The organism is Serratia inhibens (genome assembly GCF_003591175.1).
Lineage (GTDB): Bacteria > Pseudomonadota > Gammaproteobacteria > Enterobacterales > Enterobacteriaceae > Serratia > Serratia inhibens.
The window spans coordinates 241,698-267,024 of the sequence record NZ_QYYG01000006.1; the positions used below are offsets into that span (position 1 = coordinate 241,698).

Here is a 25,327-nt window from a genome sequence, read left to right on the forward strand (position 1 = left end):
CGCATGCGGGAGCGGAGACGCTCCCGCTTTATTGCCGGTTTCCCAAGGGTAAAAAAGCACGCAGCCAAATCCCGGTTTTTATCCTCGGCACTGTTATCGCTCCAGCCACTCGATCGCCAACTCGCGCGCTTCATCCAGGCCGACATCCCGGCCTTCGCGGGTAATCGCCGTTTTGAGTTCATTAATCACGTCCGTTTTTTGCGTTTCACGCTCTTCATTGGCCAATGCCAGGAACGCATCGCCTACCACCGTGCAGATGCCGATGTATAAGGCTTTTGAATCCTCGAAACCACTGCTCATCACTGTTTCCTCTTGGGTTTGATTTGAATCTACAACGGCAGAAAAGGCCGGTCTTGCACCACGCTTTTCATGACCAGAGTGGAGGTAAGGCGCTGTACGCCGGGCAGGGCGGAAAGCCGTTCGTCGTAAAGCCGCTGAAAAGCCGGCAGATCGCGGGCAATAACGTGCAGCAGATAGTCGGGGTCGCCGAACAGCCGCTGCGCCTGGATAACCTGGGGAATGTCCAGCATGGCATTCTCGAAGGCCTCAACGGCCTGGCGATCGCCTTCCCGCATTGTGACAAACACCAACGCAGAAAAGTTAAAGCCAAGGCAGCCGGGATCGAGATGCGCGCGGTAGCCCCTGATCACCCCGGATTGTTCCAGAGCGCGCACCCGGCGATGGCAGGGGGAAACGCTGAGCCCGATCCGGTCAGCCAATTCGGTAACGGAAAGACGCCCATCGAACTGGAGTTCAGCAAGGATTTTGCGGTCGATCTTGTCCATTTGGAATAATTTCCCTCAATCTGCAATTTATACGCAAATAATTGAAACCACATTCTAACAACTTGGGGATATTCTTTTCAATAATTGAACAATTTTGGACATTCCTGGCTTTTGGAGCCTGAAAGGCGTGTCCTGCGGAGGAAAGTGAAGTGATCAAACGGATAAGCCCACCCACCGCGCTACGGTGGCCGCAAAAGGCGTTGCGGACATGACGCCGGCTATTTTTGCCGCCTTCTGGGCGGTATCCATGCTGTTTGTCATTACGCCGGGGCTGGACTGGGCGTACATCATATCGGCAGGCATACGCGGACGAGTGGTAGTGCCTGCGGTGACGGGCTTGCTGTTGGGGCATCTGATGGCGATAGCGATCGTGGCGGCCGGCGTGGGCGCGCTGGTAGCGGGCAATCCGCTGGCCCTCACGGCGTTGACCCTGATTGGCGCGGCTTATCTGTTATGGATCGGTTTCAACATGCTGCTTCATCCCCCCGCGCCGAGCGCGGGTGAAGGGCAGTCGTCCGGCTCCTGGCTGCGTTGGGCCGGTAAAGGGATTTGCATCAGCGGCCTCAACCCCAAGGTTTTCCTGTTGTTTTTGGCGCTGTTGCCGCAGTTCACCGATGCCAATGCCGCCTGGTCGATCCCGATGCAGATCCTCGCGTTGGGTCTGTTGCATCTGGTGAGTTGCGGGCTGATTTACCTGCTGGTGGGATGGGGATCGCAGTCCATTTTGCAGACGCGTCCGCAGGCCGCCCGTGTCGTCAGCCGCATTTCCGGCGCTGCCATGCTGTTTATTGCCATCGGTTTGCTCGCCGGGCAGGCATTCAAATAAAAAAGGGGGAATGTGACTTCCCCCCTTCAATGCAGACTTATTAACGACGAGTCTAATAAGCCGTTAGCTGGCCGTGGCGTGAGTTACGCGAACCGGCACCGATTTATAAGACGGGGTACCGCTTTCCTTGTCGATATAATCCAGCGGAACCAGAACGTTCGCCTCAGGATAGTAGGCGCCGACGGAACCTGGGGCGATGTTGTAGGAGATCACCGTGATATTTTCCAGCCGCAGTTTGCGCCCGGCCACCACGGTTTCGATATCCACCAGATCACCATGTTCCAGGCCCCGCTTCTCGAGATCGATGTCGTGCATGAACAGAACATCGCGACGGCCAAATACGCCTCTATAACGGTCGTCCATTGCGTAAATAGTGGTGTTGTACTGGTCATGGCTGCGTAGGGTGATTAGCCGCAGCACGTCGTCGCCCTGAACCTCGGCGTCTTCTTCTACGCCGCTGAACACCGAGAACATGGCTTTGCCGGTTGGCGTCGGCCAGATGCGCTCGGTTGGCGGCAGCGGCATGCGGAACCCACCGGGCTGTGCGATACGCTCATTGTATTTATCGAAACCGGGAATGGTTTTTTCAATCAAATCGCGAATGATGCTGTAATCGGCCACCAGTTCCATCCAGGGGACCTTACTGTCTTGCAGGGTTGCCTTGGCCATACCGGCGACGATCGCCGGTTCTGAAAGCAGGAACGGGGATGCCGGTTTCAGTTTGCCGGAAGAGGCGTGCACCATCGACATGGAATCCTCCACCGTGATCGACTGGCGACCGCTGTCCTGCATATCCAGTTCGGTACGCCCCAGGCAAGGCAGGATGTAGGTTTCCCTGGCTACCAGCAGGTGTGAGCGGTTCAGCTTGGTGCCGAGATGGACGCTTAAATCCAGCGATTTCATCGCCGGGAAGCACAGATCCGGGTCCGGCAAGGCCACGGCGAAGTTACCGCCAAGGCAGATCAGCGCTTTGGAGGTGCCTTCCACCATGGATTGCATGCCTTTTACCGCATCATGCCCGTGCTCTTTCGGGGCGACAAAGCCGAACACGTTTTCCAGATTGGCCAGGAACTCTGGCGAAGGCTTTTCAGTGATGCCGACGGTGCGGTTGCCCTGAACGTTGGAATGGCCGCGCAGCGGGCAGATCCCGGCGCCGGGCTTGCCGATATTGCCGCGCATTAACAGCAGATCGGCAATCAAACGTACGTTTGCCGTCCCTTTATTGTGCTGGGTAATGCCCATGCCGTAAGTAATGATCGTGGCTTTGGATTTCGCATAGGCCAGCGCAACCTGCTCCAGATCTTCCTGAGTCAGGCCGCTCTCCGCTTCAATGTCTTTCCACGGGGTGGTGGCCAAATCCGTGGCGAATTGTTCGAAACCCTGGGTGTGTTCGGCAATGAAATCACGATCGATAACGTTGCTGCCAGCTCCCTGTGCGGCGTCATATTCCAACAGCGCCTTGGCGATCCCTTTCAATGCGGCGGCATCGCCGCCGGCTTTAACCTGATAGTAGGTTGAAGCGATATTGGTGGAGCTGTAGGTCGCCATCTCGATAACGTTTTGCGGATCGGCAAAGCGCTCGAGCGCGCGTTCACGCAGCGGGTTGAAGACGATAATCGGTATCTGGCGTCGCGCCAGTTCGTGCAGGGTCCCCATCATGCGCGGGTGATTGGTGCCCGGGTTATGGCCAATGGAAATCACCAGTTCGGTATTGTCGAAGTCGTCCAATGACACCGTGCCCTTACCGATACCTATGGATTGCGGCAAGCCAACGCTGGTCGGTTCGTGACACATGTTGGAGCAATCCGGGAAGTTGTTGGTACCGAATTCACGGGCAAACAGTTGGAACAGGTAGGCTGCTTCATTGGAAGCGCGGCCGGAGGTATAGAATTCAACCTGATCCGGCGACTGCATGCCGCGCAATAGCTCGCCGATGCGCTTGAAGGCATCCTCCCATTCGACCGGGCGCAGCGTATCGCTGGCGCTGTCGTAAACCAGCGGATGCGTCAGACGGCCGTAGCCTTCCAGCTCAAAATCCGTTTTTTCCAGCAGGGAGGTCACGGTATTGGCCGCCAGAAACTCCGGCGTTACCCGCTTGCTGGTGGCTTCCCAGGTGACCGCCTTGGCGCCGTTTTCGCAGAACTGGAAGGTCGAGTGGTGTTCCTTGTCAGGCCAGGCGCACCCAGGGCAGTCGAAGCCGTCCGGTTGGTTGGTCCGCATCAGCGTGACCGGCGCTTCGAAGGTTTCCATTTGTGTTTTCACGGCGATAGCCGTCGCTTTCAAGGCGCCCCAGCCACCTGCCGGTCCATCATAGGGCCGAATTCCGGGAACGGCGCGTTTCTTCTTAATCATATGAACTCCTACCGCCCCTGAGTGGGCGATATCTCGTTGAGACAGGTCTATTCGGTATTCCCCTCGGGAGGTGGGATAACCGACAACTATTCCAGGTGTTCCACCAGATAATTTGCAATATCGAGGGTGATATCCTGAGCCGCCGCCGAGCGCGTTAAATGCTCAAACCGGATATTCACGATTACACGAATCATTTGGCATCACTGTCACACGGCCCGATGCCGGACGGACATGACAAATATCACATAAAATAGGCATGGTGAATTAACTCCTATCAAGTTAAAGCGATTTAACTTCAATAAAACAGGCGTTTTAGAAATGTCTGTTATTTAATGTTTTCGGATTAAATAATGGTGTTAACGAATTTAATGCCGGCTCCTTATTGGTGGTGGTGAGTTAAAGCATTGTTGTCGCAATGCCGGTTGACGAAATGAAGTGCATTCAGCATTTTTCAGTAAAATGCTGGATGCGTTACTCTTTAATTATCCTTGAATGATGTTTTCGCCAGTCGTTACGTCAATGACCATTGGGCGGCACACTGCGCGTCGACAACTCTTCTAATAATGTCAGTGATGGAATAAAGAATAAACCGCCGGTAACGGCATGGCTGAAGTCGAGCAAACGATCATAATTACCCGGTGGAAGGCCAATAATCATGTTTTCAAGCATTTGTTCTATCGGCGCCGGGGACCGGGCATAGCCGATAAAGTAGGTACCGAATTCGCCCATGCCGGGTCTGCCAAACGGCATGTTATCGCGCAGGATCTTTACTTCGTTACCGTTCTCATCTTCCAGTGTGGTGAGTGAGCTGTGGGATGAGGAAGGTTTTACGTCGGCATCCAGCTCAATATTGGATTGTTTATGGCGGCCGATAATTCCCTCTTGCTGTTCAACGGTCAGCGCATTCCAGCCTTTCATATCATGCAGATACTTCTGCACCAATGCGTAACTGCCGCCGGCAAAGGTACGGTCTTCCTCACCCACCACGGTGAAGTCGATGGCTCCGCGGCCTTCAGGGTTTTCGGTGCCGTCGACAAAGCCGATCATGGCGCGTTGATCGAAATAACGGAAACCCTGGACTTCATCCACGACGGTGACGGCATCGCCGAGCTTGTTCAGCAACTGGGTGGCCAGCTCAAAACACAGATCCATCTCTTCGGCACGAATATGTAAAAGGATGTCACCGGGCGTAGCGATGGCCACGCGGCCACCGGATCCTATTTCACGAAAAGGATGCAATTGCGCCGGGCGCGGAAGGCCGAAAAGCGTATTCCAGGCAGTGGAACCGAATCCGCAGACGCATGACAGCCGCCCATCTGGCGCTCTTTTTGCTACCGAACGCACTACTGCCGCCACGTCGGCACACCAGTTGCGTACGGTGGCGTGGTGTTCCGGCGTATTTGTTATTGTCGCGACAATGAAGATGGCACTGCGCGTAACAGGGCTAAAAACTGCCTGTGAATCATCATAATACGTGCTCATAAGTCGTCTACCATCCAGTAAAGGTTAAATATGATATTTAAAAAGCAACAATAACTGATGTAAAACGCATTAAATATAGAGCTACCTTTTTTACTTTGCGTTGTCAATGTTGATACAACCTTTCTAAATAGCATATCAAAACTTAACAAGGTGCGTGATAGATTGTATCTATTGCGCAATAAAATTAACCAATTTGACGAAATGTTATTGGCAGGTAAAATTACTTCACAAGGCGGAGGAGACTGAGAAAAACCAACTGATTATTCGCTGGAAAAAGGGCGGCGGTAAGTTGAGAAGATATGCCGTTAAAACTTAAAACAAAATCATCTGTATCGGTTAAAGCGTATCGAGGATAATTAATTTTCCTGATTATGCCCATGTTTGTGCCCATAAACCAATGCTTGGGGCACCCGCAGGCCTGTTTCGATAAAAACACGGCCAGGAAAAGAAAGCTAAAAATTACCGGGATAAAAAAACAAAGTACGGTATGAGGTTTTCCTCATTTTTTGCGTGGCTCATGTAAAGGGTTTGGCCCGCTTTTTAATGGATGACGGGCAGTGACCTGGAATAGCAATATAACTCATGGTTTATAAACTTATCAAAATGGTGATACACAGGGGTGAACAATGTTGGGATTAGATGCCTTCCATTTAGCGAGGATACAGTTTGCCTTTACTGTCTCTTTCCATATTATTTTTCCGGCTATTACCATCGGGCTCGCGAGTTTTCTGGCTGTGCTGGAAGGTTTGTGGCTGAAAACACGTAATGACACCTACCGTGAGCTTTATCATTTTTGGTCGAAGATATTTGCGGTCAATTTTGGAATGGGGGTAGTGTCAGGTCTGGTAATGGCTTACCAGTTTGGCACCAACTGGAGCGGTTTTTCGCAGTTCGCCGGTAGCATTACCGGGCCGTTATTGACCTATGAAGTGCTTACCGCTTTCTTCCTGGAAGCCGGTTTCCTCGGGGTTATGCTGTTTGGCTGGAACCGGGTAGGGCGTGGGCTGCATTTCTTCGCAACCTGCATGGTCGCGCTGGGTACGCTCATCTCGACCTTTTGGATCCTGGCCTCGAACAGCTGGATGCACACGCCGCAAGGCTATGCGATCGAAAACGGCATTGTGGTCCCGGTCGACTGGCTGAAAATTGTCTTTAACCCGTCATTCCCCTACCGTTTATTGCACATGTCTACCGCCGCTTTCCTGGCCAGCGCCTTCTTTGTCGGGGCATCGGCTGCGTGGCACCTGCTGCGGGGCAATGATTCGCCGGCGGTGCGCAAAATGTTCTCCATGGCGCTCTGGATGGCGCTGTTTGTCGCCCCGATTCAAGCGGTTATCGGTGACGCTCATGGCTTGAATACCCTGGAGTATCAACCGGCGAAAATTGCCGCCATTGAAGGCCATTGGGAAAACAGGCCGGGTGAAGCCACGCCGCTGGTGCTGATCGGTGTGCCGGATATGGAACAGGAAAAAACCCGCTACAAGCTGGAAATCCCTTATCTGGGCAGCCTGATCCTGACGCACAGTCTCGACAAGCAGGTACCGGCGTTGAAAAGCTTTCCTAAGGAAGATCGCCCGAATTCCACCATCATCTTTTGGTCGTTCCGCGTGATGGCCGGTTTGGGCATGCTGATGATTCTGCTTGGCGTTGTCAGCGCATGGCTGCGTTGGAGAGGCCGTTTGTATCAGTCGCGTCCTTTTTTGTGGTTCGCGTTGCTAATGGGGCCTTCAGGCCTGATTGCGCTGTTGGCCGGGTGGTTCACCACTGAAATTGGCCGTCAACCCTGGGTGGTCTATGGGGTGCAACGGACCCGCGACGCCGTTTCCGCGCACGGTGATATGCATATGACCTTCAGCCTGCTGGCCTTTATCGCGGTGTATTGCTCGGTGTTCGGCGTTGGCTATATGTACTTGATGCGTCTGATCAAGAAAGGCCCGGGGAGCGACGATACGCATGGCGCCGTTGTCGACGGCACGCCGGCTCGTCCGCTGTCTGCGGTTCAGGATCCTTTGAACAAGCCGGAAGGGAGAAACTAACATGGGCATCGATCTTTCAATTATTTGGTTCACCATCATCGTATTCGCCACCTTGATGTACATCGTGATGGATGGCTTCGATCTCGGGATTGGTATCCTGTTTCCGTTCAATAAGGACGCCACCGAACGCGACATGATGGTCAATACCGTGGCACCGGTCTGGGACGGCAACGAAACCTGGCTGGTGTTGGGCGGTGCGGCGCTGTATGGCGCTTTCCCGCTGGCTTATGCCGTTATCACCGATGCGTTATCCATTCCGCTGACTGCGATGCTGATTGGCCTGATCTTTCGTGGCGTGGCGTTTGAATTCCGGTTCAAGGCCACGCCGGATCATCGTCCATTTTGGGACAAAGCGTTTATTGTTGGCTCGATCCTGGCGACCTTCAGCCAGGGGGTTGCCGTCGGGGCAATATTGAATGGCTTCGAGGTCACAGGCCGCGTCTACAGCGGTTCGGCACTGAGCTGGCTGGCGCCGTTCCCGCTGTTCTGCGGCCTCGGCCTGGTGGTCGCCTATGCGTTATTGGGTTGTACCTGGCTGATCATGAAAACGGAAGGGGCCCTGCACCGCAAGATGTCCGAGTTGGCGATCCCCTTGACGCTGGCGCTGTTGGCAGCCATTGCCGTCATCAGCATCTGGACGCCGTTAGCGCACCAGGATATTGCCGCGCGCTGGTTCACTACGCCGAATATCTTCTTGTTCCTGCCGGTACCGCTGTTGGTTCTGGCCTTTGCCTGGGGCATTGTGCGGGCGGCGTATAACCGCCGGGCCAGCTATGGTCCGTTCCTGATGACCCTGGGTTTGATGTTCCTTGGTTTCAGCGGTCTGGGGATCAGCATTTGGCCGAATATCATCCCACCGTCGATCTCCATCTGGCAGGCGGCATCACCGCCTCAGAGCCAGGGCTTTATGCTGGTCGGCGGGTTGCTGATTATTCCGGTCATTCTGGCTTACACCTGCTGGAGCTATTACGTGTTCCGCGGAAAAATCAAACCGGATGAAGGTTACCATTGATCGATAACCTAACCAGGAGACGAACATCATGAAACCTGTGATAGACAGCCACCCAGCCTTGTGGCGGCGCTTGATGTGGATGATGGCTATTTGGGCCGCAAGCGTGCTGGCCCTCGGCGTAGTTGCATCGGTATTTAAACTGCTGATGGTCGCAGCCGGCATGAAGTCTCACTGAAAAATCAGGCAGCCAGGTTATGGCTTAATAGTAGATAGCCTGGCTTTGCTTTTCAGTCGGCCTTGGGGCAATCAACAGCAACGCCATTATTTTCCGCTCTGACACTTCAGTAATCAGTGCCTGGTGATTTCTGGTTACTGCTCATTTGGGAGGTATTGCAGATGTCGACATTTACCGACCCCTGGGAACGTAAGTTTTATTATTTGCGGCTCTCCATTACGGATGTGTGTAACTTCCGTTGCAGCTATTGTTTGCCTGATGGGTATCGTCCCACTGGGGGCAATAACAAAAGCTTTCTGACGTTGGATGAAATTCGGCGGGTTACGCGGGCTTTTGCCGCCTGCGGCACGGAAAAGATCCGTCTGACCGGCGGCGAACCGTCACTGCGCAGAGATTTTGTCGAGATCATTGAAACCGTCAGACAAAATCCGGAAATCAGCAATATTGCCATGACCACCAATGGCTACCGCATGGCGCGTGATGTGGCGCGTTGGCGGGCTGCGGGGCTGACGTCCATTAACGTCAGTGTGGACAGCCTGGATGCCAACCAGTTTCACGCCATTACCGGCCAGGACAAGTTCAGGCAGGTTATGGACGGAATTGACGCTGCCTTTACGGCGGGTTTTGACAAGGTCAAGGTCAATACCGTTTTGATGCGCGGGATCAATCATCATAGCCTGCAGACGTTCCTTGACTGGATTAAGCACCGCCCGATTCAGCTGCGTTTTATCGAACTGATGGAAACGGGAGAAGGGCGAGATTTGTTCCGCCAACATCATGTTTCGGGCGAGGTGATCCGTGAACGCCTGGTCGCCATGGGGTGGCAGCGCCGGGATCAAGAGCGTAGCGCAGGCCCGGCTCAGGTGTTTTTTCACCCTGATTACCTGGGGGAAATCGGCCTGATAATGCCGTACGAAAAGAACTTCTGCGCTAGTTGTAACCGGCTGCGAGTCTCGGCAACGGGGAAGTTGCATCTGTGCCTGTTTGGTGACGGCGGCATTGTCTTGCGCGACCTGTTGCAGTCCGACAGCAGCCAGCAAGAATTGCAGGAGCGTATTGCACACAGTTTATTGCAGAAAAAACAAACGCATTTCCTGCATCAGGGAAATACCGGCATCACGCAAAACCTGTCGTTTATCGGGGGGTAAATGTTACTGGAGAAAGACCATGACCAAAACTTCGGCTGAATTGGTCCTTTCAAACCGGGCAGTGTCGGCAGCCGGGGCTTGCCGCCATCCGCGTGCACCCTCCGCTCCTTGTCAATTCGTTCCTTATTTAAAGAAAGTGTAATCATGGCGTATTTCACACATATCAATACGATGGGCGAGGCCCATATGGTGGATGTCTCCGCCAAACCCGAGACGCAGCGTGAAGCCGTTGCCGAAGCTGCGGTGTCGATGAACCCGACAACGTTAAAAATGATCGTTGAAGGCAAACACCATAAAGGCGATGTTTTCGCTACCGCCCGTATTGCCGGTATTCAGGCGGCAAAGCGGACCTGGGAACTTATCCCGCTGTGCCATCCGTTAATGCTGAATAAAGTTGAAGTCACGCTGCGCGCCGATGAGCAAAACAATAGGGTGGTTATTCAGGCGCTGTGCCGTTTAAACGGTAAAACCGGCGTCGAGATGGAAGCCCTGACCGCCGCGTCGGTTGCGGCGCTGACCATTTATGACATGTGCAAAGCCGTGCAAAAAGACATCGTCATCGGCAATGTGCGTTTACTGGCAAAGCGAGGAGGTAAATCCTCCGATTACACGGCGGTGGATCATGATTGAGGTTTTATTCTTTGCTCAGGTGCGTGAGCTGATCGGTTGCCACCATTTGCAACTCCCTGCCGACTACGCCACGGTGGAGAAATTACGCCAGGCACTGTTGTTAAAAGGCCACCGTTGGGCGCTGGCGCTGGAGGGCGATAAACTTTTGGCAGCGGTAAACCAAACGCTGGTGCCTTTCGATCACCCCTTGAATGCCGGTGATGAAGTGGCCTTTTATCCGCCGGTAACCGGGGGCTGAGATGCAAAACAAAATTGTCGTCGATACCGGGAATTTTGATATCGCGCGGGAACATCAATGGTTAACAGCCTCTGAGACCGAGGGTGCCGTGGTCACTTTCGTCGGTAAAGTACGAAATAATAACCTGGGCAGCGATGTCAGTTCCCTGACGTTGGAACATTATCCCGGCATGACCGAAAAGTTGTTGGCGCAGATTGTTGATGAAGCCCGCCTCCGTTGGCCGCTGGGGCGGGTGGTCGTGTTTCACCGCATCGGCGAGATGCAGGCTGGAGATGGCATCGTTTTGGTCGGCGTCAGCAGCGCTCATAGAACCGACGCCTTTCTTGCCGCCGAATTTATTATGGATTATTTGAAAACCAAAGCGCCATTCTGGAAAAGGGAATCAACGCCGCAGGGGGAACGATGGGTTGCCGCAAGGGAAAAAGATTGTGCGGCAGTTGAACGCTGGTAGTTATCTGAATATTTTATTCCCATCAGGTTTCGGCACGGTTGGCACCGTGCCGAAGAGTAGCGTCAGATCAGATTGAAATAACGGTCGGGTTTGAGCGGGGCAGGCAGAGGTTTTTGATTGTTCATTTCCATCAGATTCCGTTCGATGGTATTGCAGATGGCATTCAATGGCAGATCATTGGCGCTGGTACCAAAAGGATCTTCCAACTCTTCGGCCAGTGAGTCCCAGGATAAAAAGGTATAGGAAATAAAGACGGAAACGAACGGCGTCATATAATGCAAATCAGAAACCAGCGCAAACGGCAGCAAGCTACAGAATAAATAAACGGTGCGTTGCAGGATCAGCGTGTAGGCGAAAGGCACTGGCGTATTGGCTATTCTTTCGCAACCGCCGAGAACATGTGCCAGTTCATCCAGTTTATTATCGAGCATTCTATAGGTGACATCGCTTAATTTACCCTCCAGGCGCAACTTGCCGATTTCATTACCCAATAACAACAAGACTCTGTTCGTGGGCATTGGGCTGGCGATGACCTCCGAGAATGCCTCTCTCGGTAAAATGCGATATAAATCATCAGTGGGATCGGTGTTTCTTAATTGATGCTTCAAGCTCCAGCTAAACGCAATAAGATATTTTGCTATTTCATCATGAGATTTTTTATCTTCTGGGAGCCGGTTTTTTAATTGTCTTAATAATGTGCGTTCCGCTATCAGCAAGGTTCCCCATAACATTCTCGCTTCAACAAAACGGCTATAGCTGGCACTGTTGCGAAAACCCAGAAAAATAGCGATGGCGATCCCCAGAAGACTAAAGGGGGCAATGGTGAGATGTATGCCAAGTTGTTCATACCACTGATAAATAATGATGGCGACAATAGACATGAGGATATTTAAAAACAGACGAAAGGTGATTTTTGACAGTACCGAACCGTGCCAATCAAACAGGCGAAGAAACCAGTGCTGGTTTGGGCGAATAATCATGGGTTTACTACTCCCTGGTAGTTTGCTTTTGGCTGTGATCTTTTTAGTGATGATTAGTTATCATGGCCGATAATATGTAACAATGTATGAGATTTATCGTCGGCAGGTGAATTTTTAATGTATGACATATGGCGATGCTAATCAGACTTTATGAGTCAGTGATTAAATTATCTGATTTATTTATTCAATAATCAATACGTCAGAAAAATAATTAGGCTTGTGATGTGAAGATAAATAAGACTTATTGAGCAACCCACCGTTTGCACGCCCGGTTTTCGTTTAATGGCCGAGACGCGGAGGCCAAATGAGAGCAAATATTATTTGCTCCCAACGGAATGCCATGCGCATTGCCGGGATGCGCGGATTGAGATTCGGCCTGGTTTTTTAAGGATACGCTTGCCCTGGGCTCTGGTATTCTTATGGAGCATGTTGTGAGTTGGATGTTTCCTGGGCGGAAAATCCAATCAGTCAGGTGTTGAAGCATAGCGGGCTCGTTCAGTGATTTTGAGTGTCGGTGTGCCCAAACCTGTACCCCGTTCATTTCATAAAAAGATCCACTCCAGGAACCGCAATGCCTGCAAGTCAAACCTCTGGGAGCACTCTCTGATGTTGGAGATGTTATTACAATGGTACCGCCGACGCTTTACCGATCCGCAGGCTATCGCGCTGCTGGTGATTCTGGTCGCCGGGTTCCTTATTCTCTATTTTCTGCACGGCATTCTGACGCCACTGCTGGTGGCCATCGTGCTGGCGTACCTGCTTGAGTGGCCGACCGCACGGCTGCAGCGTATCGGTTGTTCGCGCAATTGGGCGGCGAGCATGGTGATGATCATGTTCGCCGGCATCGCGATGCTGCTGGTGTTTGTGGTGGCGCCGACCGCCTGGCAGCAGGGTATCAACCTGATGACCGATCTGCCGGGGATGCTCAATCAGTTCTATAACTTCGCGGCGACGCTGCCGAAGCGTTATCCGGCGCTGGTCGATGCCGGCATCATCGATATGATGGCGGAGAACCTGCGCGGTCGGCTGTCGGGCATGGGGGAGTCGGTGGTGAAATTCTCGCTGGCTTCACTGGTCGGGCTGCTGACGTTGGCGATTTACCTGATTCTGGTGCCGATGATGATGTTCTTCCTGTTGAAGGACAAAGAGCAAATGCTCAACGCGGTGCGCCGCGTGTTGCCGCGCAATCGCGGGTTGGCAGGGCAGGTGTGGATCGAGATGAACCAGCAGATCACCAATTATATCCGCGGCAAGGTGCTGGAGATGGTGATCGTCGGCGTGGCGACCTATCTGGTGTTCGTTATTTTGGATATGCGCTATTCGCTGTTGCTGGCGGTGCTGGTCGGTTTCTCGGTACTGATCCCCTATATAGGCGCGGTGTTGGTGACCATTCCGGTGGTGGTGGTGGCGATGTTCCAGTGGGGCGTCGGGGCCGATTTCTGGACGCTGATTGTCGCCTATCTGGTGGTGCAGGCGCTGGACGGCAACCTGTTGGTGCCAATCCTGTTCTCCGAGGCGGTCAATTTGCACCCGCTGGTGATTATCTTGTCGGTGATCATCTTTGGCGGGCTGTGGGGTTTTTGGGGGGTGTTCTTTGCTATCCCATTAGCCACGCTGGTGAAGGCGGTGATACACGCCTGGCCGGACGAACTGCGGGTGGAAACGGAACAAGATTAAGCGGGAATGACGAAGCGCAGCAGGCGGTGCCGCTGCGCTTCGCGAGAATTATTGCTGCAGGTAACTCAGAACGATGTCGTGATGATTGGTGGTTTTGAAATCATCGAACACTTTCTCGACTTTACCTTTGGTATCAATCAGGAAGCTGATGCGGTGAATACCGTCATAGGTTTTCCCCATGAAGGTTTTTTCACCCCAAACGCCGAACTGCTGCGCCACCTGATGATCCTCATCAGATAACAGCGTGAAGTTTAACAATTCTTTCTCGGCAAAACGCGACAGCTTCTCTGGTTTATCCGTGCTGATACCCAGCACTTCGACACCCGCTTTTTTCAAATCATCCATGTTATCCCGCAGGCCACAGGCCTGAACGGTACAACCCGGCGTCATCGCTTTGGGATAAAAATAAACAAGCACTCGCTGTCCCTGGAAGTCGGCCAAATTAATTTCCTCACCGTCCTGGTCAGGCAAACTAAATTTCGGCGCTGTGTCACCGGCTTTCAATGGGCTCATCACTACTCTCCATCTTTCTCATCATGCTGTGGATAGTTAACAACGCTAATACTGCCTTGTGCGTTCAATTCTGTACATAGGCGATGAAAGGCTTGCTCGATATTTGATGCATCCGCGTCGCCGGGGCTGTGCGCGGTGATCTGAATGTAAAGCTGCGGCGGCAGGTGACCTTCCGCCGGTTGGGTTCTGGACACCAGCTCGGCAATGTTCATCTGGCTGGAGTCGAACAGATCGGTGAAGCGCTCAATGATGTGCGGGGAGTCTTTCACCTCAACCTGAACCCACACCGTGGCCGGCATCGGGGGCCTTTCATGCGAGTTGGTGCGTTTCATCACAATCAGCAACTCCAGCTCCGCACCTTTTTGCGGCAGAGTGGATTCAATCAGGGTAATCGCGTTCCAACTGCCGGAAAGCAGCATGATGAAAGTGAACTCCTCACCCAGCATGGCCAGACGGCTATCTTCGATATTGCATCCGCAACTGCTGACGTGGCGGGTGATGGCATTAACGATTCCGGGGCGGTCGGCGCCGAGCGCGGTAATCACGAGATAGTGTTCATCTGGCTTAGGCAAAATGGATCTTCCTGTCGTGCTCAATGGGGTTACCATGGTAAACATAAAAAAAACCGCCTGCCAAGCGCTTACAACGCTGTTGTTCGCTTGCTTTTGGATAGGCAGCAAAAGTACCATGAGTGACTTGTTTGTGGAGGGGACGGCCAATGTTTACGGGAAGTATTGTTGCACTGGTTACGCCGATGGACGACAAAGGTGCTGTCGATCGTGCGAGCCTAAAAAAACTGATTGATTATCATGTAGCCAGTGGGACCTCGGCCATTGTTTCCGTAGGGACGACCGGCGAGTCCGCAACGCTTGCCCATGACGAGCACGTTGAAGTGGTATTGCAGACGCTGGAGCTGGCCGCAGGCCGCATTCCGGTGATCGCCGGCACGGGCTCCAACGCCACCGCCGAAGCCATTTCGCTGACCAAAAGCTTCGAAAATACCGGCGTAGTGGGTTGCCTGACGGTAACGCCTTACTACAATAAGCCGACCCAGGAAGGGCTGTACCAGCACTTCAAGGCGATTGCCGAAAGCACCGCGCTGCCGCAGATCCTCTATAACGTGCCTTCACGCACCGGTTGTGACATGCTGCCGCCGGTGATTGCGCGTTTAGCAAAAATCAAGAATATTGTTGCCGTTAAAGAGGCAACAGGGAACTTAAGTCGTGTAAGTCAGATCCAAGTGCTGGTTGATGATGAAGATTTCATTTTGCTGAGCGGCGATGACGCCAGCGGTCTGGATTTCATGCAACTGGGCGGCAAAGGGGTGATTTCCGTGACGGCCAACGTGGCGGCGCGTGAAATGGCGCAGCTTTGCACGCTGGCGGCACAGGGCAACTTTGCTGAAGCACGCCGCTTGAATCAGCGCTTGATGCCGTTGCATCAGGATTTGTTTGTAGAAGCAAACCCAATTCCGGTGAAATGGGCCTGTAAGGCATTGGGATTGATGGCAACCGATACGATGCGTCTGCCTATGACGCCGTTGACCGACGCTGCTCGCCCGATCGTTGAGCGTGCGTTGAAAAGCGCCGGTTTGCTGTAACTCTAAGGGAAATTTGATGGTTTATTCATTGCAAAAGTCGACGGTAGCAAAAGTCGTGGGTATTTCGCTGGTTATGATGTTGGCCGCCTGTACCACCGATCAACGTTACAAACGCCAGGTCAGCGGCGATGAGTCTTATCTCAACGCGTCGGAGCTCAAACCGTTGAACGCGCCGGCCGGTATGATCCTGCCGGTGCAGAGCGGGAATTATGATGTTCCGGCAACCACGCTGAAAGGCGGCGTTGGCAAGCAACTGGATATTCGTCCGCCGGTGCAGCCGTTGGCGTTGCTGAGCGGTTCACGTGCGCAATATGCCGGTGACAGCGGTACGCTGCTGCTGGAAAACAGCCCGCAGAACCAGAACCTGTGGTCACGCGTCGTCAGCATGTTGCAGACGAAAAATATCGCCATTGCCTCACGTCAGGATGCCGGCCAGACCCTGACTACCGATTGGGTTAAGTGGAATCGTCTGGATGAAGACAACCAGTACGAAGGCCGCTACCAGATCAGCGTGCAGCAGCAGGGCTACCAGCAGGCGCTGGTGGTGAAAACCGTCGGTTTGCAGCAGCAGGGCAAAACCGAGCAGATTACCGACCCTTCTGAAGTGCAGCGTTACAACGGCATGATGATGAACACTATCGTTGAGGGGCTGGACAAGCAGGACAACCTGGCGAGCAGCCAAACGGCCAACCGCTTCGGCGCACTGGACGTGCAGAGCGGCGCGGATGACACCGGCTTGCCGATGTTGGTCGTGCGTGGTCCGTACACCGTAGTGTGGGATCGCCTGCCTGCGGCGTTGGAAAAACTGGGGATGAAAGTGGGTGACCGCAGCCGTCCGCAGGGCACCGTCGCCGTGACCTACAAATCCCTGAGCGGTAGCGACTGGGATGCATTGGGCGCCAAGGATCCTGAACTGACCGAAGGTGATTACAAACTGCAGGTGGGTGATTTGAACAACCGCACCAGCCTGCAATTTATCGATCCGAAAGGGAAACCGTTGACCCAGTCGCAAAACGACGGGTTGGTTGCGGCATTCCAGGCTGCGTTCAGTAAAACCAGCGTTAAATAACTAAAAAGGGGCTGCGGCCCCTTTTTGTTTTGTCTGCACGGTATCGTTTGCGTTCCAGGTTTGGCACAATATGCCCATGTGTGTTGTTAAAGAATTCGTTGTATAAATTTTATACCCAATAGATTTCAAGCGACAGCCAGGCGGCAAGTGCGTGAATCTTCAGGAGCTTACTTGAGTAAGTGACTGGAGTGAGGGCACGCAGCCAACAACGCTGTCGTTTGAAAGATGAAGGGTATTCTTTTATTGGAGTAATAAGATGCAAAAAATAGCTGAGTTGTATCGCGGAAAGGCAAAAACCGTCTACACCACCGAAAACCCCGATCTGCTGGTGTTAGAGTTCCGCAACGATACGTCAGCACTGGATGGTCAGCGCATTGAGCAGTTTGATCGCAAAGGCATGGTGAACAACAAGTTCAACCATTTCATCATGAGCAAACTGGAAGAAGCCGGCATCCCGACGCAAATGGAACGCCTGCTGTCAGACAACGAAGTGCTGGTGAAGAAGCTCGATATGGTGCCGGTCGAATGCGTGATCCGCAACCGCGCCGCCGGTTCGCTGGTGAAGCGTTTGGGCATTGAAGAAGGTCTGGTGCTGAACCCGCCGCTGTTCGACCTGTTCCTGAAAAACGATGCGATGCACGATCCGATGGTCAACGAATCCTATTGCGAAACCTTCGGCTGGGTGAACAAAGAGCATCTGGCGCGCATGCGTGAGCTGAGCTACAAGGCGAACGACGTACTGAGCAAGCTGTTTGACGACGCGGGCCTGATCCTGGTCGACTTCAAGCTGGAATTCGGTCTGTTCAACGGCGAAGTGGTGCTGGGCGATGAGTTCTCGCCGGACGGCAGCCGCCTGTGGGACAAAAACACCCTGGACAAGATGGACAAAGACCGTTTCCGTCAAAGCCTGGGTGGCCTGATCGAGGCCTACGAAGAAGTGGCGCGCCGCATCGGCGTGAAGCTGGACTAAACGCTCTGCCGCAATAACGGGGCCATCCAGCCGGAGCGCCCCGTCATTCATTTTCTCTTTCGCCTGCATTTCCAGAAAAATTCTACATTTCCCGCATCGTTAACCATTTATAATGGCAATCAGTGGGCTAGTTTCCTACGATTATTAAAAACCTAATCTGGAGTTTACTTATGCGTTGGCAAGGGCGTCGGGAAAGTGACAATGTTGAGGATCGTCGCGGGCAGTCTTCAGGTCTGGGTGGCGGCGGGGGTTTTCGCGCGCCAGTCGGCGGCAAAGGCGGCATCGTCATTCTGGTGGTGGTGCTGGTGGCCGGCTATTACGGCATCGATCTCTCACCGCTGTTGAACGGCGGTGACGTGAGTCCGCAAACTCAACAACAGAGTGCCAGCATCAGTCCAAAAGACGATGAGTTGGCCAAATTTACCTCGGTGGTGCTGGCTTCTACCGAAGATAACTGGAAAGAAGTTTTCCAGCGTATGGGCAAAACCTATCAACCGCCCAAGCTGGTGATGTATCGCGGCGTGACTCGCACCAACTGCGGTACCGGTCAGTCGGCGATGGGGCCGTTCTATTGCCCGGGCGACAAAACGGTGTATATCGATCTGTCGTTCTACCAGGATATGAAAACCAAACTGGGCGCCGGTGGTGACTTTGCGCAGGCCTATGTAGTGGCGCACGAAGTCGGCCACCACGTGCAGAATCTGCTGGGCATTGAACCTAAAGTGCGTCAGATGCAACAGGGCGCCAGCCAGGCTGAAGTGAACCGCCTGTCGGTTAAAATGGAACTGCAGGCGGACTGCTTTGCCGGCGTTTGGGGCAAATATGCCGAGAAACAGCAGATGCTGGAAGAGGGTGACTTGCAGGCGGCATTGAACGCCGCGCAGGCGATCGGCGACGACCGTTTGCAGCAGCAGGGCCAGGGGCGCGTAGTGCCGGACAGCTTCACCCACGGTACCTCGCAACAGCGTTACACCTGGTTTAAACAGGGCTTCGACAGCGGCGATCCTAACACCTGCAACACCTTCGCATCCCGTTAACATACCGTGCCGGAGCCTGACTCCGGCATTTTTTTAGGCAGGAACACAGCCTTGTTACAGGCAATGCAACAACTTATGCAACAGCAGGGCATCAGGCGCTTGATGGTGCTCAGCGGCGAACCGCAATGGTGCCGCCAACAGGCGCAGCAGCTGGCTGCAAGCCTGGCGGGCGACTGGCCGTGGGTGGGGGAAAACCCGCCGGCCGGCCTGCAAGCTTTGGCGAGCGGTGCGGTGCGAACTCTGCTGGGGCAAGAGCGGCTGCATGCGGTGTTTGACGCGACAACGGCCCTGGATGTTGAAGCCCTGGCGGCGCTGGCGGGTACGCTGCGCGCCGGCAGTTGGCTGTTGTTACTGACGCCATCCTGGCGCCAGTGGCATCAGCAGCCGGACGCCGACAGCCTGCGCTGGAGCGATTGCCCTCAACCGATCACCACCCCGCATTTTATCCATCATCTGCAACGCCACCTGGCGGCGGACATCGAAGTCACGCTCTGGCGACAGGGCGAGACGCTTGAGTTGGCGGCGTTGCCGGAGCGCCCGCCTTGGCAGGCGCCCGATGGCCACCCCACTGCCGAACAACAAAGGCTGCTGGAACAACTGCTGAATGCCTCGGCGGGTGTCTGGGTGCTGACCGCGGCACGTGGCCGCGGCAAGTCGACGCTGGCAGGTATGCTGGTGGCGAACACGTCGCTAACCTGCTGGATTACCGGACCGAGCCGTGCCGCCACCGAAGTCGCCGGCGAATGGGCGCAGGGGCGAGCGCAGTTCTGGGCACCGGACGCGCTGCTTGCCCATTGCCGCGAACATGACGTCAGTAATCTGGGCTGGTTGCTGGTGGATGAAGCGGCGGCTATTCCTGGCCCACTGTTGCAACAATTGGTCAGTTATTTCCCTCGTGTATTGCTGACTACCACCGTGCAGGGTTATGAAGGTACCGGCCGGGGGTTTTTGCTGAAGTTCTGCGCCGGTTTACCTTCGTTCCGGCCGTTAGGATTGCGGCAACCCATGCGCTGGGCTGAAGGCGATGCGCTGGAGCGGGTGATAGATAATGCTCTGTTGTTCAACGAACAACCGGAATGGCGGGCGACCGATCAGGCCGCTCGTTTCTGCCTGGTCGAACAGAGCGCGCTGTGCGCCGATCCCCAAGGATTGGCGCGTTTCTACGCTCTGCTGAGCAGCGCCCATTACCGCACCTCGCCACTCGATTTACGGCGGCTGATGGATGCGCCCGGCATGCACTTTGGCGTGGCGCAGGTGGAAGAAGAAGTGGTTGGCGCGCTGTGGCTGGTGGATGAAGGGGGGCTGAGCGCCGAACTGGCGCATGAGGTCTGGGCGGGGCGACGGCGGCCGCGCGGCAACCTGGTGGCTCAGTCGCTGGCGGCGCATGGTGGCCAGTGGTGGGCACCGACGCTGCGTTCGCGCCGTATTACCCGCATTGCGGTACTGCCCGCCTTGCGCCAACAGGGCATTGCCCGCAGCCTGATCGCGCAACAACGCCAACAGGCACAGGGGCTGGATTTCCTTTCGGTCAGTTTTGGCTACACCGAACCGCTGTGGCGCTTTTGGCAATCCTGCGGTTTTGAACTGGTGCGTATCGGCAGCAAGACGGAGGCCAGCAGCGGCTGCTATACCGCAATGGCCATCCTGGCGTTGAGCGAACAGGGGGAAGCGCTGCGGTATGCGGCGCATAAGCACCTGGCGCGCGATTGGCGCTGGTTGCAGCAACGGGTCGATCTGCAACTGGAGATCACCGGCGATGACGGCGATACGCAGCTTAGTGAAGACGACTGGCGTGAACTGGCCGGGTTTTCCTTCGCCCATCGGCCGCTGGAGGCCAGCCTGGGTGCGCTGCAACGTTTGTTGTTGGCAAGCGGTCTGCCGCTACCCGCGCTGCGCGGGCATCTGCAACAGCAAAGGACGACGGCAGACTGCGTGACGCAGTTTGGCCTTAGCGGCCAAAAAGCCTTGCTGCGGCACTGGCGGCTGGAGGCGGCGCAGGCGCTCGAACAGTTGGATGCGCAGCACTGCCTGCGTTGGCGCAACTGGGCGCAGTCATTGCAATAAATCGACAATGTTGTTCAATAAAACCCGATTTTCCTGATTTCTCGGCGGCGTATAGTAGACGCCAACGGCCCGGCACCCCCGGGCGATATCCGATGAAGACGAGGAGTCACCATGAAACATGAGCATTTCGTTGTCCAAAGCCCGGCAACACCGGCGGTGCAGCTGATCTTGCTGTTTCACGGTGTCGGCGATAACCCGGTGGCAATGGGCGAGATCGGAAGCTACTTCGCCAAAGATTTCCCGCAGGCGCAGGTCGTCAGTATCGGCGGCCCGGCGGCTTTCGATAACGGCAACGGTCGTCAATGGTTCTCGGTGCAGGGCGTGACCGAAGAGAACCGCGCCGAGCGCATTGCACAGGTGATGCCGCAGTTCGTCGAAACCGTGCGCTACTGGCAACAGCAGAGCGGCGTCGGTTACGCCGGTACCGCATTGGTCGGTTTTTCTCAGGGATCGATCATGGCGCTGGAAGCCTTGAAAGCGGAAGCTAAACTGGCCGGCCGCGTGGTGGCCTTCAGCGGGCGCTTTGCCAGCCTGCCGGAGCAAGCTTTCGGCGAAAGCGTCGTGCATTTGATCCACGGCGAAGAAGATGCGGTGATCACGGTGCAGCACGCCAAAGCGGCGGCGGAACGGTTGCAGGCCGTCGGCGTGGATTTCACGCTGGACGTGGAGCAGGGCGTCGGGCACGGCATCAATCAAGGCATGATGAATAATGCCCTTGAGCGGTTGCACTACTACGTACCTCAGCGCTACTGGGATGAAGCGCTGTTTGGCAAACGCGGCGATTTGATCGCCTTTCGATAATATTCCCCTGACGGGCGCGGCTATGCTGCGCCCGCTGTCATTGCGGCATCACCGTAACCTTAACGTCCAACCGGTGAGCGCCCCCGCCAAAAATAATGCCGTGCATCGGGCTGACATCACCGAAATCGCGGCCCCAGGCCACGGTAATGTGCTGGGTATCGGCCAACACATTGTTGGTCGGATCGATATCTACCCAGCCATAGGGCGGACAATACACCGACACCCAGGCGTGAGAAGCATCCGCGCCAATCATTCGCTCCTCCCCCGGCGGCGGCTGCGTGAGGATATAGCCGCTGACATAGCGTGCCGCCAACCCCAGCGAACGCAGGCAGGCAATTTGCAGGTGAGCAAAGTCCTGACAAACCCCTTTCTTCTCCTGCAACAGGGTTTCTACCGGCGTGGCGATGGTGGTGGCCGTCGGATCAAAGGTAAAGTCGTTGAAAATGCGCCCGGTAAAATCCAGCAACGCCGACAGCAGCGGCCGCTCAGGGGTAAAGCTCGGCAGGGCGTAGTGGCTCAGTGCGTTATCGATGGGAATAAAAGTGGAAGGAAACAGGTATTGAATGGGGTCCAGCACTTCGGTTCCCCCGTTGGCCAACTGTTGGCGTACCCGCTCCCAAGACAGGCTGTTTTCCGCCACCCACTGTGCGGCGTGCGGCAAGACCAGCACCTGCGAATCCACCCGCACGCTCAGTCGGGTATGCGGCGTTCGCAGGGCGAATTGCACCAGGTGGTTGCCATAAAAATCATCCAGTTCGAACCACTCCTCGGGCTGTGGATCCACCTGGATCCGCGAAGCGTGGCACTGTTGCCAGGCCAGATTGCGCGGCGACAGCCGCAGCAACTGGCGCGAATGCGGCACCGGCAGGCTGTATTGGTATTCGGTCACGTGGCTGACGCTATAGCGGCATCCGCCGGTGGGCACAAGGGATTGGCCGGCAGTTTGAGTTTGGCTCTGGCTCATTCGTCGTTTCCCGTACTGTAGTGGGGGCCATGATTGAAGAAGCGCAGGCTAATCTGATCGGACAGCCGGTCCAGCGCCAGTTGCAACTGCGACACCGATTCTGACAAGGGTTGCGGGCCTCCGGCAAACCCGGCATGACCCAGGTCGGCAATTTTCTCCGGCAGATCGAAAATGGCCTGTTCGGTAAAAGGCCCGAACTGGTCGGTCAGTTTTTTCAGGTATTCCACCAGCCCCTTCAGCAGGAACATCACCGAGCGCGGGTTCTCCGGGCTGGTCAACAACAGCGGCAGGGCCGTGGCCAGATCCGGCCGCTGCGGATAACTGGAGCGGTAGGTGATGGTGCTGTCGCACAACTCCAACCACCACTCCAGCCCGGCGTCGCGCACTTGGTCATCGTCCAGCACCAGCGTCAGCATATAGGTCACTTGCTGCAGGCGTTCCAGCCGCCGGCCAATACTGAGGAAGCGCCAGCCCATGTCACGCGTCATGCCGTCCAGCGCAAAACCGGAGAGCGCCATCATATGCCCGATCGCCTGATCGAGAAACGCCAGCGCCTCCGCCAGGTTCCAGCGCTGGGCCTGATGGCGCTGTTCCAGATCCTTGGCCAGTCGGTTGAGGATATGCCAGTTGTCCAGCGAAAGCCGCTCACGCAGTTGAAAACCGATACGCAGCAGTTGCTGCAAGGTGCCGGCAAACCCCTGTGGAATTTCCGGATTGAACAGCGCTTCCAACAGCAAAGTGTTCAACTGTTGCGGCGGCAGTTCTTCAAGCGGAGACTCTTCGTCGTTCGGCAACAGACCGTAGTGGAGGCAAAGCTGCATCACGGCTTTATGCTGCTGTTCGCTGCCTTCATCTTCGTCGAGCCGCAGGGTGAGGGTGGTGCGCAGCAGGCGAGCGATGTTGTCGCAGCGTTCGGTATAGCGGCCCAGCCAGAACAAGTTTTCAATCACCCGCGTCGACAGCGTGTGGCCGGTCGGCGGCAACTCTTGCGCCAGCACGCCGGGCCGCGGCGGTGGTGCGGAGGGCGGTGCCAGCACCCAGGTATCCTTGCTGCCGCCGCCCTGCTGCATGGTCACGATCTGGCGGCTGTTGGGGCCGGAGATGCGGGTCAAGCCGCCGGGCATCACCCGGTAGCCGTCTGGGGTGGCGACGGCAAAGACTCGCAGGCAGGTGGTATGGTTTTGTAACTGGTAGGGCGGGCGCGGGGACAGGCCCGGCGCCTGCGACAGGCCGATCAGCTCCTGGGCGACATAGTTGTAAGGGCGCGCGCGGATGCGTTCCTTTAGCTGAGCCAGCTCGGTGGCACTCAGATCGCCGGCGATGCAGGTCCTGATGCGCAACTGCGGGAAAGCGCCTTTGATAATCAGGTTAGGCAGGTTTTCCAGCACCGTTTCCCGCGCGGGGTTTTCACCGCACCACCAGGAAGCGACGGAAGGCAACAGCAGCGGCTGCCCGAGGATCTGCTGGCTGAGGTTTGGCAGAAAGCCGTACAGCGCACCGGTTTCAATCAGGCTGGAACCGAGCGCATTGGCGATCAGCACCTGACCTTCTCGTGCCGCCTGGATCAACCCCGGAATGCCCAGCGAAGAGTCGGGGCGCGCCTCCAGCGGATCGCAGAAATCATCATCCTGCCGCCGTAAAATCACATGCACGCGTTGCAGGCCGTCCAGGGTTTTCAGCCAGACGCGCCCCTGGGAAACCATCAGATCCTGGCCTTCCACCAGCGGGAACCCCAGATGCCGCGCCAGATAGGCATGCTCGAAATAGGTTTCATTGTAAGGGCCGGGGGTCAACACCACGATGTGCGGGGCTTCGCCATCACCGGCGGCGAACGGTGCCCAGTGGCGCAGGCTCTGTTGCAGCGTGCGGAAAAAGGTATTCAGCCGCTGCACCTTCAGATCCCTGAACTGTTCCGGGAAGGCGCGGGAAATCACCGTGCGGTTTTCCAGCGCGTAGCCGGCGCCGGAAGGGGCCTGGGCACGATCTGCCAGCGCCCACCAGCGGCCATCGGCGGAACGGGCCAGATCGACGGCGTACAGATGCAGATAAACGTTGCCCGGGCAGCGGATTCCGTGCGCCGGGCGCAGAAAACCGGCATGCCCATGCACCAGTGCAGGCGGCAGCAGGCCGTCGCGCAGCAGGGTCTGCTCACCGTACACGTCGGCCAGGATGCGGTTCATCAGTTCCGCACGCTGGGCAATGCCGGATTCTATCTGCTGCCATTCGTCGTGGGGGATAATCTGCGGCAGCAGATCCAGTTCCCAGGGGCGTTTAACCCCTTGCGGATCGGCGTAGACGTTATAGGTGACGCCGTTTTCAAAAATCTGACGCGCCACGTGGTTGAGGCGGCTTTGCAGCTGTTCGTCCGGATAGGCGGCCAGCTCGGCGGCAAAACGTTGCCAGTGCGGGCGAAAAATAGCCTCGCCGGCGAACAGCTCGTCATAGTGCGCTTGCGAGTGGCGATAGCGGGCAAAAAGTGATTGCGGCATAGGCTTTGCGTTCCCGTTTTCCATGAGG

At 55.5% G+C, this 25,327-nt stretch carries 24 protein-coding genes; 15 read left to right on the forward strand and 9 right to left on the reverse strand.

Features of this window, described 5'->3' with window-relative positions; genetic code table 11:
- Nucleotides 1-93: 93 nt before the first annotated feature.
- Nucleotides 94-300, reverse strand: coding sequence for a DUF2767 family protein (locus D4100_RS18640; RefSeq protein WP_119804967.1), 207 nt, complete (start codon nt 298-300; stop codon nt 94-96).
- A gap of 29 nt (nt 301-329) precedes the next feature.
- Nucleotides 330-785, reverse strand: a complete 456-nt coding sequence (locus D4100_RS18645) for an Lrp/AsnC family transcriptional regulator (RefSeq protein ID WP_004951866.1) — start codon at nt 783-785, stop codon at nt 330-332.
- 208 nt (nt 786-993) lie between these two features.
- On the opposite strand from D4100_RS18645, the gene D4100_RS18650 reads away from it, so the two are divergent.
- Nucleotides 994-1,611 (forward strand): LysE family translocator, encoded by a 618-nt coding sequence (locus D4100_RS18650; protein WP_119804968.1) that lies wholly within the window; start codon nt 994-996, stop codon nt 1,609-1,611.
- Between the two features lie 63 nt (nt 1,612-1,674).
- On the opposite strand, the gene D4100_RS18655 is transcribed toward D4100_RS18650, so the two are convergent.
- Both D4100_RS18655 and D4100_RS18660 read right to left on the reverse strand, forming a co-directional pair.
- A complete protein-coding gene (locus D4100_RS18655) occupies nt 1,675-3,963 on the reverse strand; it encodes an FdhF/YdeP family oxidoreductase (RefSeq protein ID WP_119804969.1) in 2,289 nt (762 codons plus the stop codon).
- 516 nt (nt 3,964-4,479) lie between these two features.
- Nucleotides 4,480-5,445 (reverse strand): Dyp-type peroxidase, encoded by a 966-nt coding sequence (locus D4100_RS18660; protein ID WP_119804970.1) that lies wholly within the window; start codon nt 5,443-5,445, stop codon nt 4,480-4,482.
- A 626-nt stretch (nt 5,446-6,071) separates the two neighbouring features.
- Here D4100_RS18660 and D4100_RS18665 point away from each other — a divergent pair.
- The 7 genes from D4100_RS18665 to moaE all read left to right on the forward strand — a co-directional run bounded on the left by D4100_RS18665 (nt 6,072) and on the right by moaE (nt 11,135).
- Entirely contained in the window at nt 6,072-7,481 is a 1,410-nt protein-coding gene (locus D4100_RS18665) for a cytochrome ubiquinol oxidase subunit I (RefSeq protein ID WP_119804971.1), read from the forward strand.
- Nucleotide 7,482: 1 nt separating this feature from the next.
- Nucleotides 7,483-8,493 carry a cytochrome d ubiquinol oxidase subunit II gene (cydB, locus tag D4100_RS18670; protein ID WP_119804972.1) on the forward strand — a complete coding sequence of 337 codons (1,011 nt, stop codon included), beginning with the start codon at nt 7,483-7,485 and terminating at the stop codon, nt 8,491-8,493.
- Between the two features lie 28 nt (nt 8,494-8,521).
- The gene (locus D4100_RS18675) at nt 8,522-8,668 is read left to right on the forward strand and encodes a DUF2474 domain-containing protein (RefSeq protein WP_119804973.1); all 147 of its coding nucleotides are present in this window, start codon (nt 8,522-8,524) and stop codon (nt 8,666-8,668) included.
- A gap of 161 nt (nt 8,669-8,829) precedes the next feature.
- Nucleotides 8,830-9,816, forward strand: a complete 987-nt coding sequence (moaA, locus tag D4100_RS18680) for a GTP 3',8-cyclase MoaA (protein ID WP_119804974.1) — start codon at nt 8,830-8,832, stop codon at nt 9,814-9,816.
- A gap of 144 nt (nt 9,817-9,960) precedes the next feature.
- On the forward strand, nt 9,961-10,446 hold the full coding sequence (gene moaC, locus D4100_RS18685) for a cyclic pyranopterin monophosphate synthase MoaC (protein WP_119804975.1): 486 nt from the start codon (nt 9,961-9,963) through the stop codon (nt 10,444-10,446).
- Nucleotides 10,439-10,684, forward strand: a complete 246-nt coding sequence (gene moaD, locus D4100_RS18690; RefSeq protein ID WP_119804976.1) for a molybdopterin synthase sulfur carrier subunit — start codon at nt 10,439-10,441, stop codon at nt 10,682-10,684. Before moaC ends, moaD begins: the two co-directional genes overlap by 8 nt.
- Nucleotide 10,685: 1 nt before the next feature.
- A complete protein-coding gene (gene moaE, locus D4100_RS18695) occupies nt 10,686-11,135 on the forward strand; it encodes a molybdopterin synthase catalytic subunit MoaE (protein ID WP_119804977.1) in 450 nt (149 codons plus the stop codon).
- 62 nt (nt 11,136-11,197) lie between these two features.
- Here the strand turns inward: moaE and D4100_RS18700 are convergent, their stop codons facing one another.
- Nucleotides 11,198-12,115 (reverse strand): bestrophin family protein, encoded by a 918-nt coding sequence (locus tag D4100_RS18700; protein WP_119804978.1) that lies wholly within the window; start codon nt 12,113-12,115, stop codon nt 11,198-11,200.
- A gap of 606 nt (nt 12,116-12,721) precedes the next feature.
- Here D4100_RS18700 and D4100_RS18705 point away from each other — a divergent pair.
- Nucleotides 12,722-13,792 (forward strand): AI-2E family transporter, encoded by a 1,071-nt coding sequence (locus tag D4100_RS18705; protein WP_006316880.1) that lies wholly within the window; start codon nt 12,722-12,724, stop codon nt 13,790-13,792.
- 48 nt (nt 13,793-13,840) lie between these two features.
- Here the strand turns inward: D4100_RS18705 and bcp are convergent, their stop codons facing one another.
- Nucleotides 13,841-14,305: a thioredoxin-dependent thiol peroxidase gene (gene bcp, locus D4100_RS18710; protein ID WP_006316879.1), complete on the reverse strand. Its 465-nt coding sequence runs from the start codon at nt 14,303-14,305 to the stop codon at nt 13,841-13,843.
- A 2-nt stretch (nt 14,306-14,307) separates the two neighbouring features.
- Nucleotides 14,308-14,913 carry a glycine cleavage system transcriptional repressor gene (locus D4100_RS18715; protein WP_199685709.1) on the reverse strand — a complete coding sequence of 202 codons (606 nt, stop codon included), beginning with the start codon at nt 14,911-14,913 and terminating at the stop codon, nt 14,308-14,310.
- Nucleotides 14,914-15,023: 110 nt separating this feature from the next.
- On the opposite strand from D4100_RS18715, the gene dapA reads away from it, so the two are divergent.
- From dapA to ypfH, 6 genes are all read left to right on the forward strand, one after another.
- On the forward strand, nt 15,024-15,905 hold the full coding sequence (dapA, locus tag D4100_RS18720) for a 4-hydroxy-tetrahydrodipicolinate synthase (RefSeq protein ID WP_006316875.1): 882 nt from the start codon (nt 15,024-15,026) through the stop codon (nt 15,903-15,905).
- A 16-nt stretch (nt 15,906-15,921) separates the two neighbouring features.
- Entirely contained in the window at nt 15,922-16,974 is a 1,053-nt protein-coding gene (gene bamC, locus D4100_RS18725) for an outer membrane protein assembly factor BamC (RefSeq protein WP_006316873.1), read from the forward strand.
- A gap of 256 nt (nt 16,975-17,230) precedes the next feature.
- Nucleotides 17,231-17,944, forward strand: a complete 714-nt coding sequence (gene purC, locus D4100_RS18730) for a phosphoribosylaminoimidazolesuccinocarboxamide synthase (RefSeq protein WP_004951825.1) — start codon at nt 17,231-17,233, stop codon at nt 17,942-17,944.
- Between the two features lie 170 nt (nt 17,945-18,114).
- A complete protein-coding gene (gene ypfJ / locus D4100_RS18735; RefSeq protein ID WP_006316869.1) occupies nt 18,115-18,981 on the forward strand; it encodes a KPN_02809 family neutral zinc metallopeptidase in 867 nt (288 codons plus the stop codon).
- A gap of 63 nt (nt 18,982-19,044) precedes the next feature.
- Nucleotides 19,045-21,045 (forward strand): GNAT family N-acetyltransferase, encoded by a 2,001-nt coding sequence (locus D4100_RS18740; RefSeq protein WP_244941681.1) that lies wholly within the window; start codon nt 19,045-19,047, stop codon nt 21,043-21,045.
- A gap of 111 nt (nt 21,046-21,156) precedes the next feature.
- Nucleotides 21,157-21,846 (forward strand): esterase, encoded by a 690-nt coding sequence (gene ypfH / locus D4100_RS18745; RefSeq protein ID WP_119804980.1) that lies wholly within the window; start codon nt 21,157-21,159, stop codon nt 21,844-21,846.
- Nucleotides 21,847-21,883: 37 nt separating this feature from the next.
- Here ypfH and D4100_RS18750 read toward each other — a convergent pair whose 3' ends face one another.
- Both D4100_RS18750 and D4100_RS18755 read right to left on the reverse strand, forming a co-directional pair.
- Entirely contained in the window at nt 21,884-22,810 is a 927-nt protein-coding gene (locus D4100_RS18750) for a transglutaminase family protein (RefSeq protein WP_119804981.1), read from the reverse strand.
- Nucleotides 22,807-25,299, reverse strand: coding sequence for a circularly permuted type 2 ATP-grasp protein (locus D4100_RS18755; RefSeq protein WP_244941682.1), 2,493 nt, complete (start codon nt 25,297-25,299; stop codon nt 22,807-22,809). The genes D4100_RS18750 and D4100_RS18755 overlap by 4 nt, the downstream gene beginning before the upstream one ends.
- Nucleotides 25,300-25,327 lie beyond the last annotated feature (28 nt).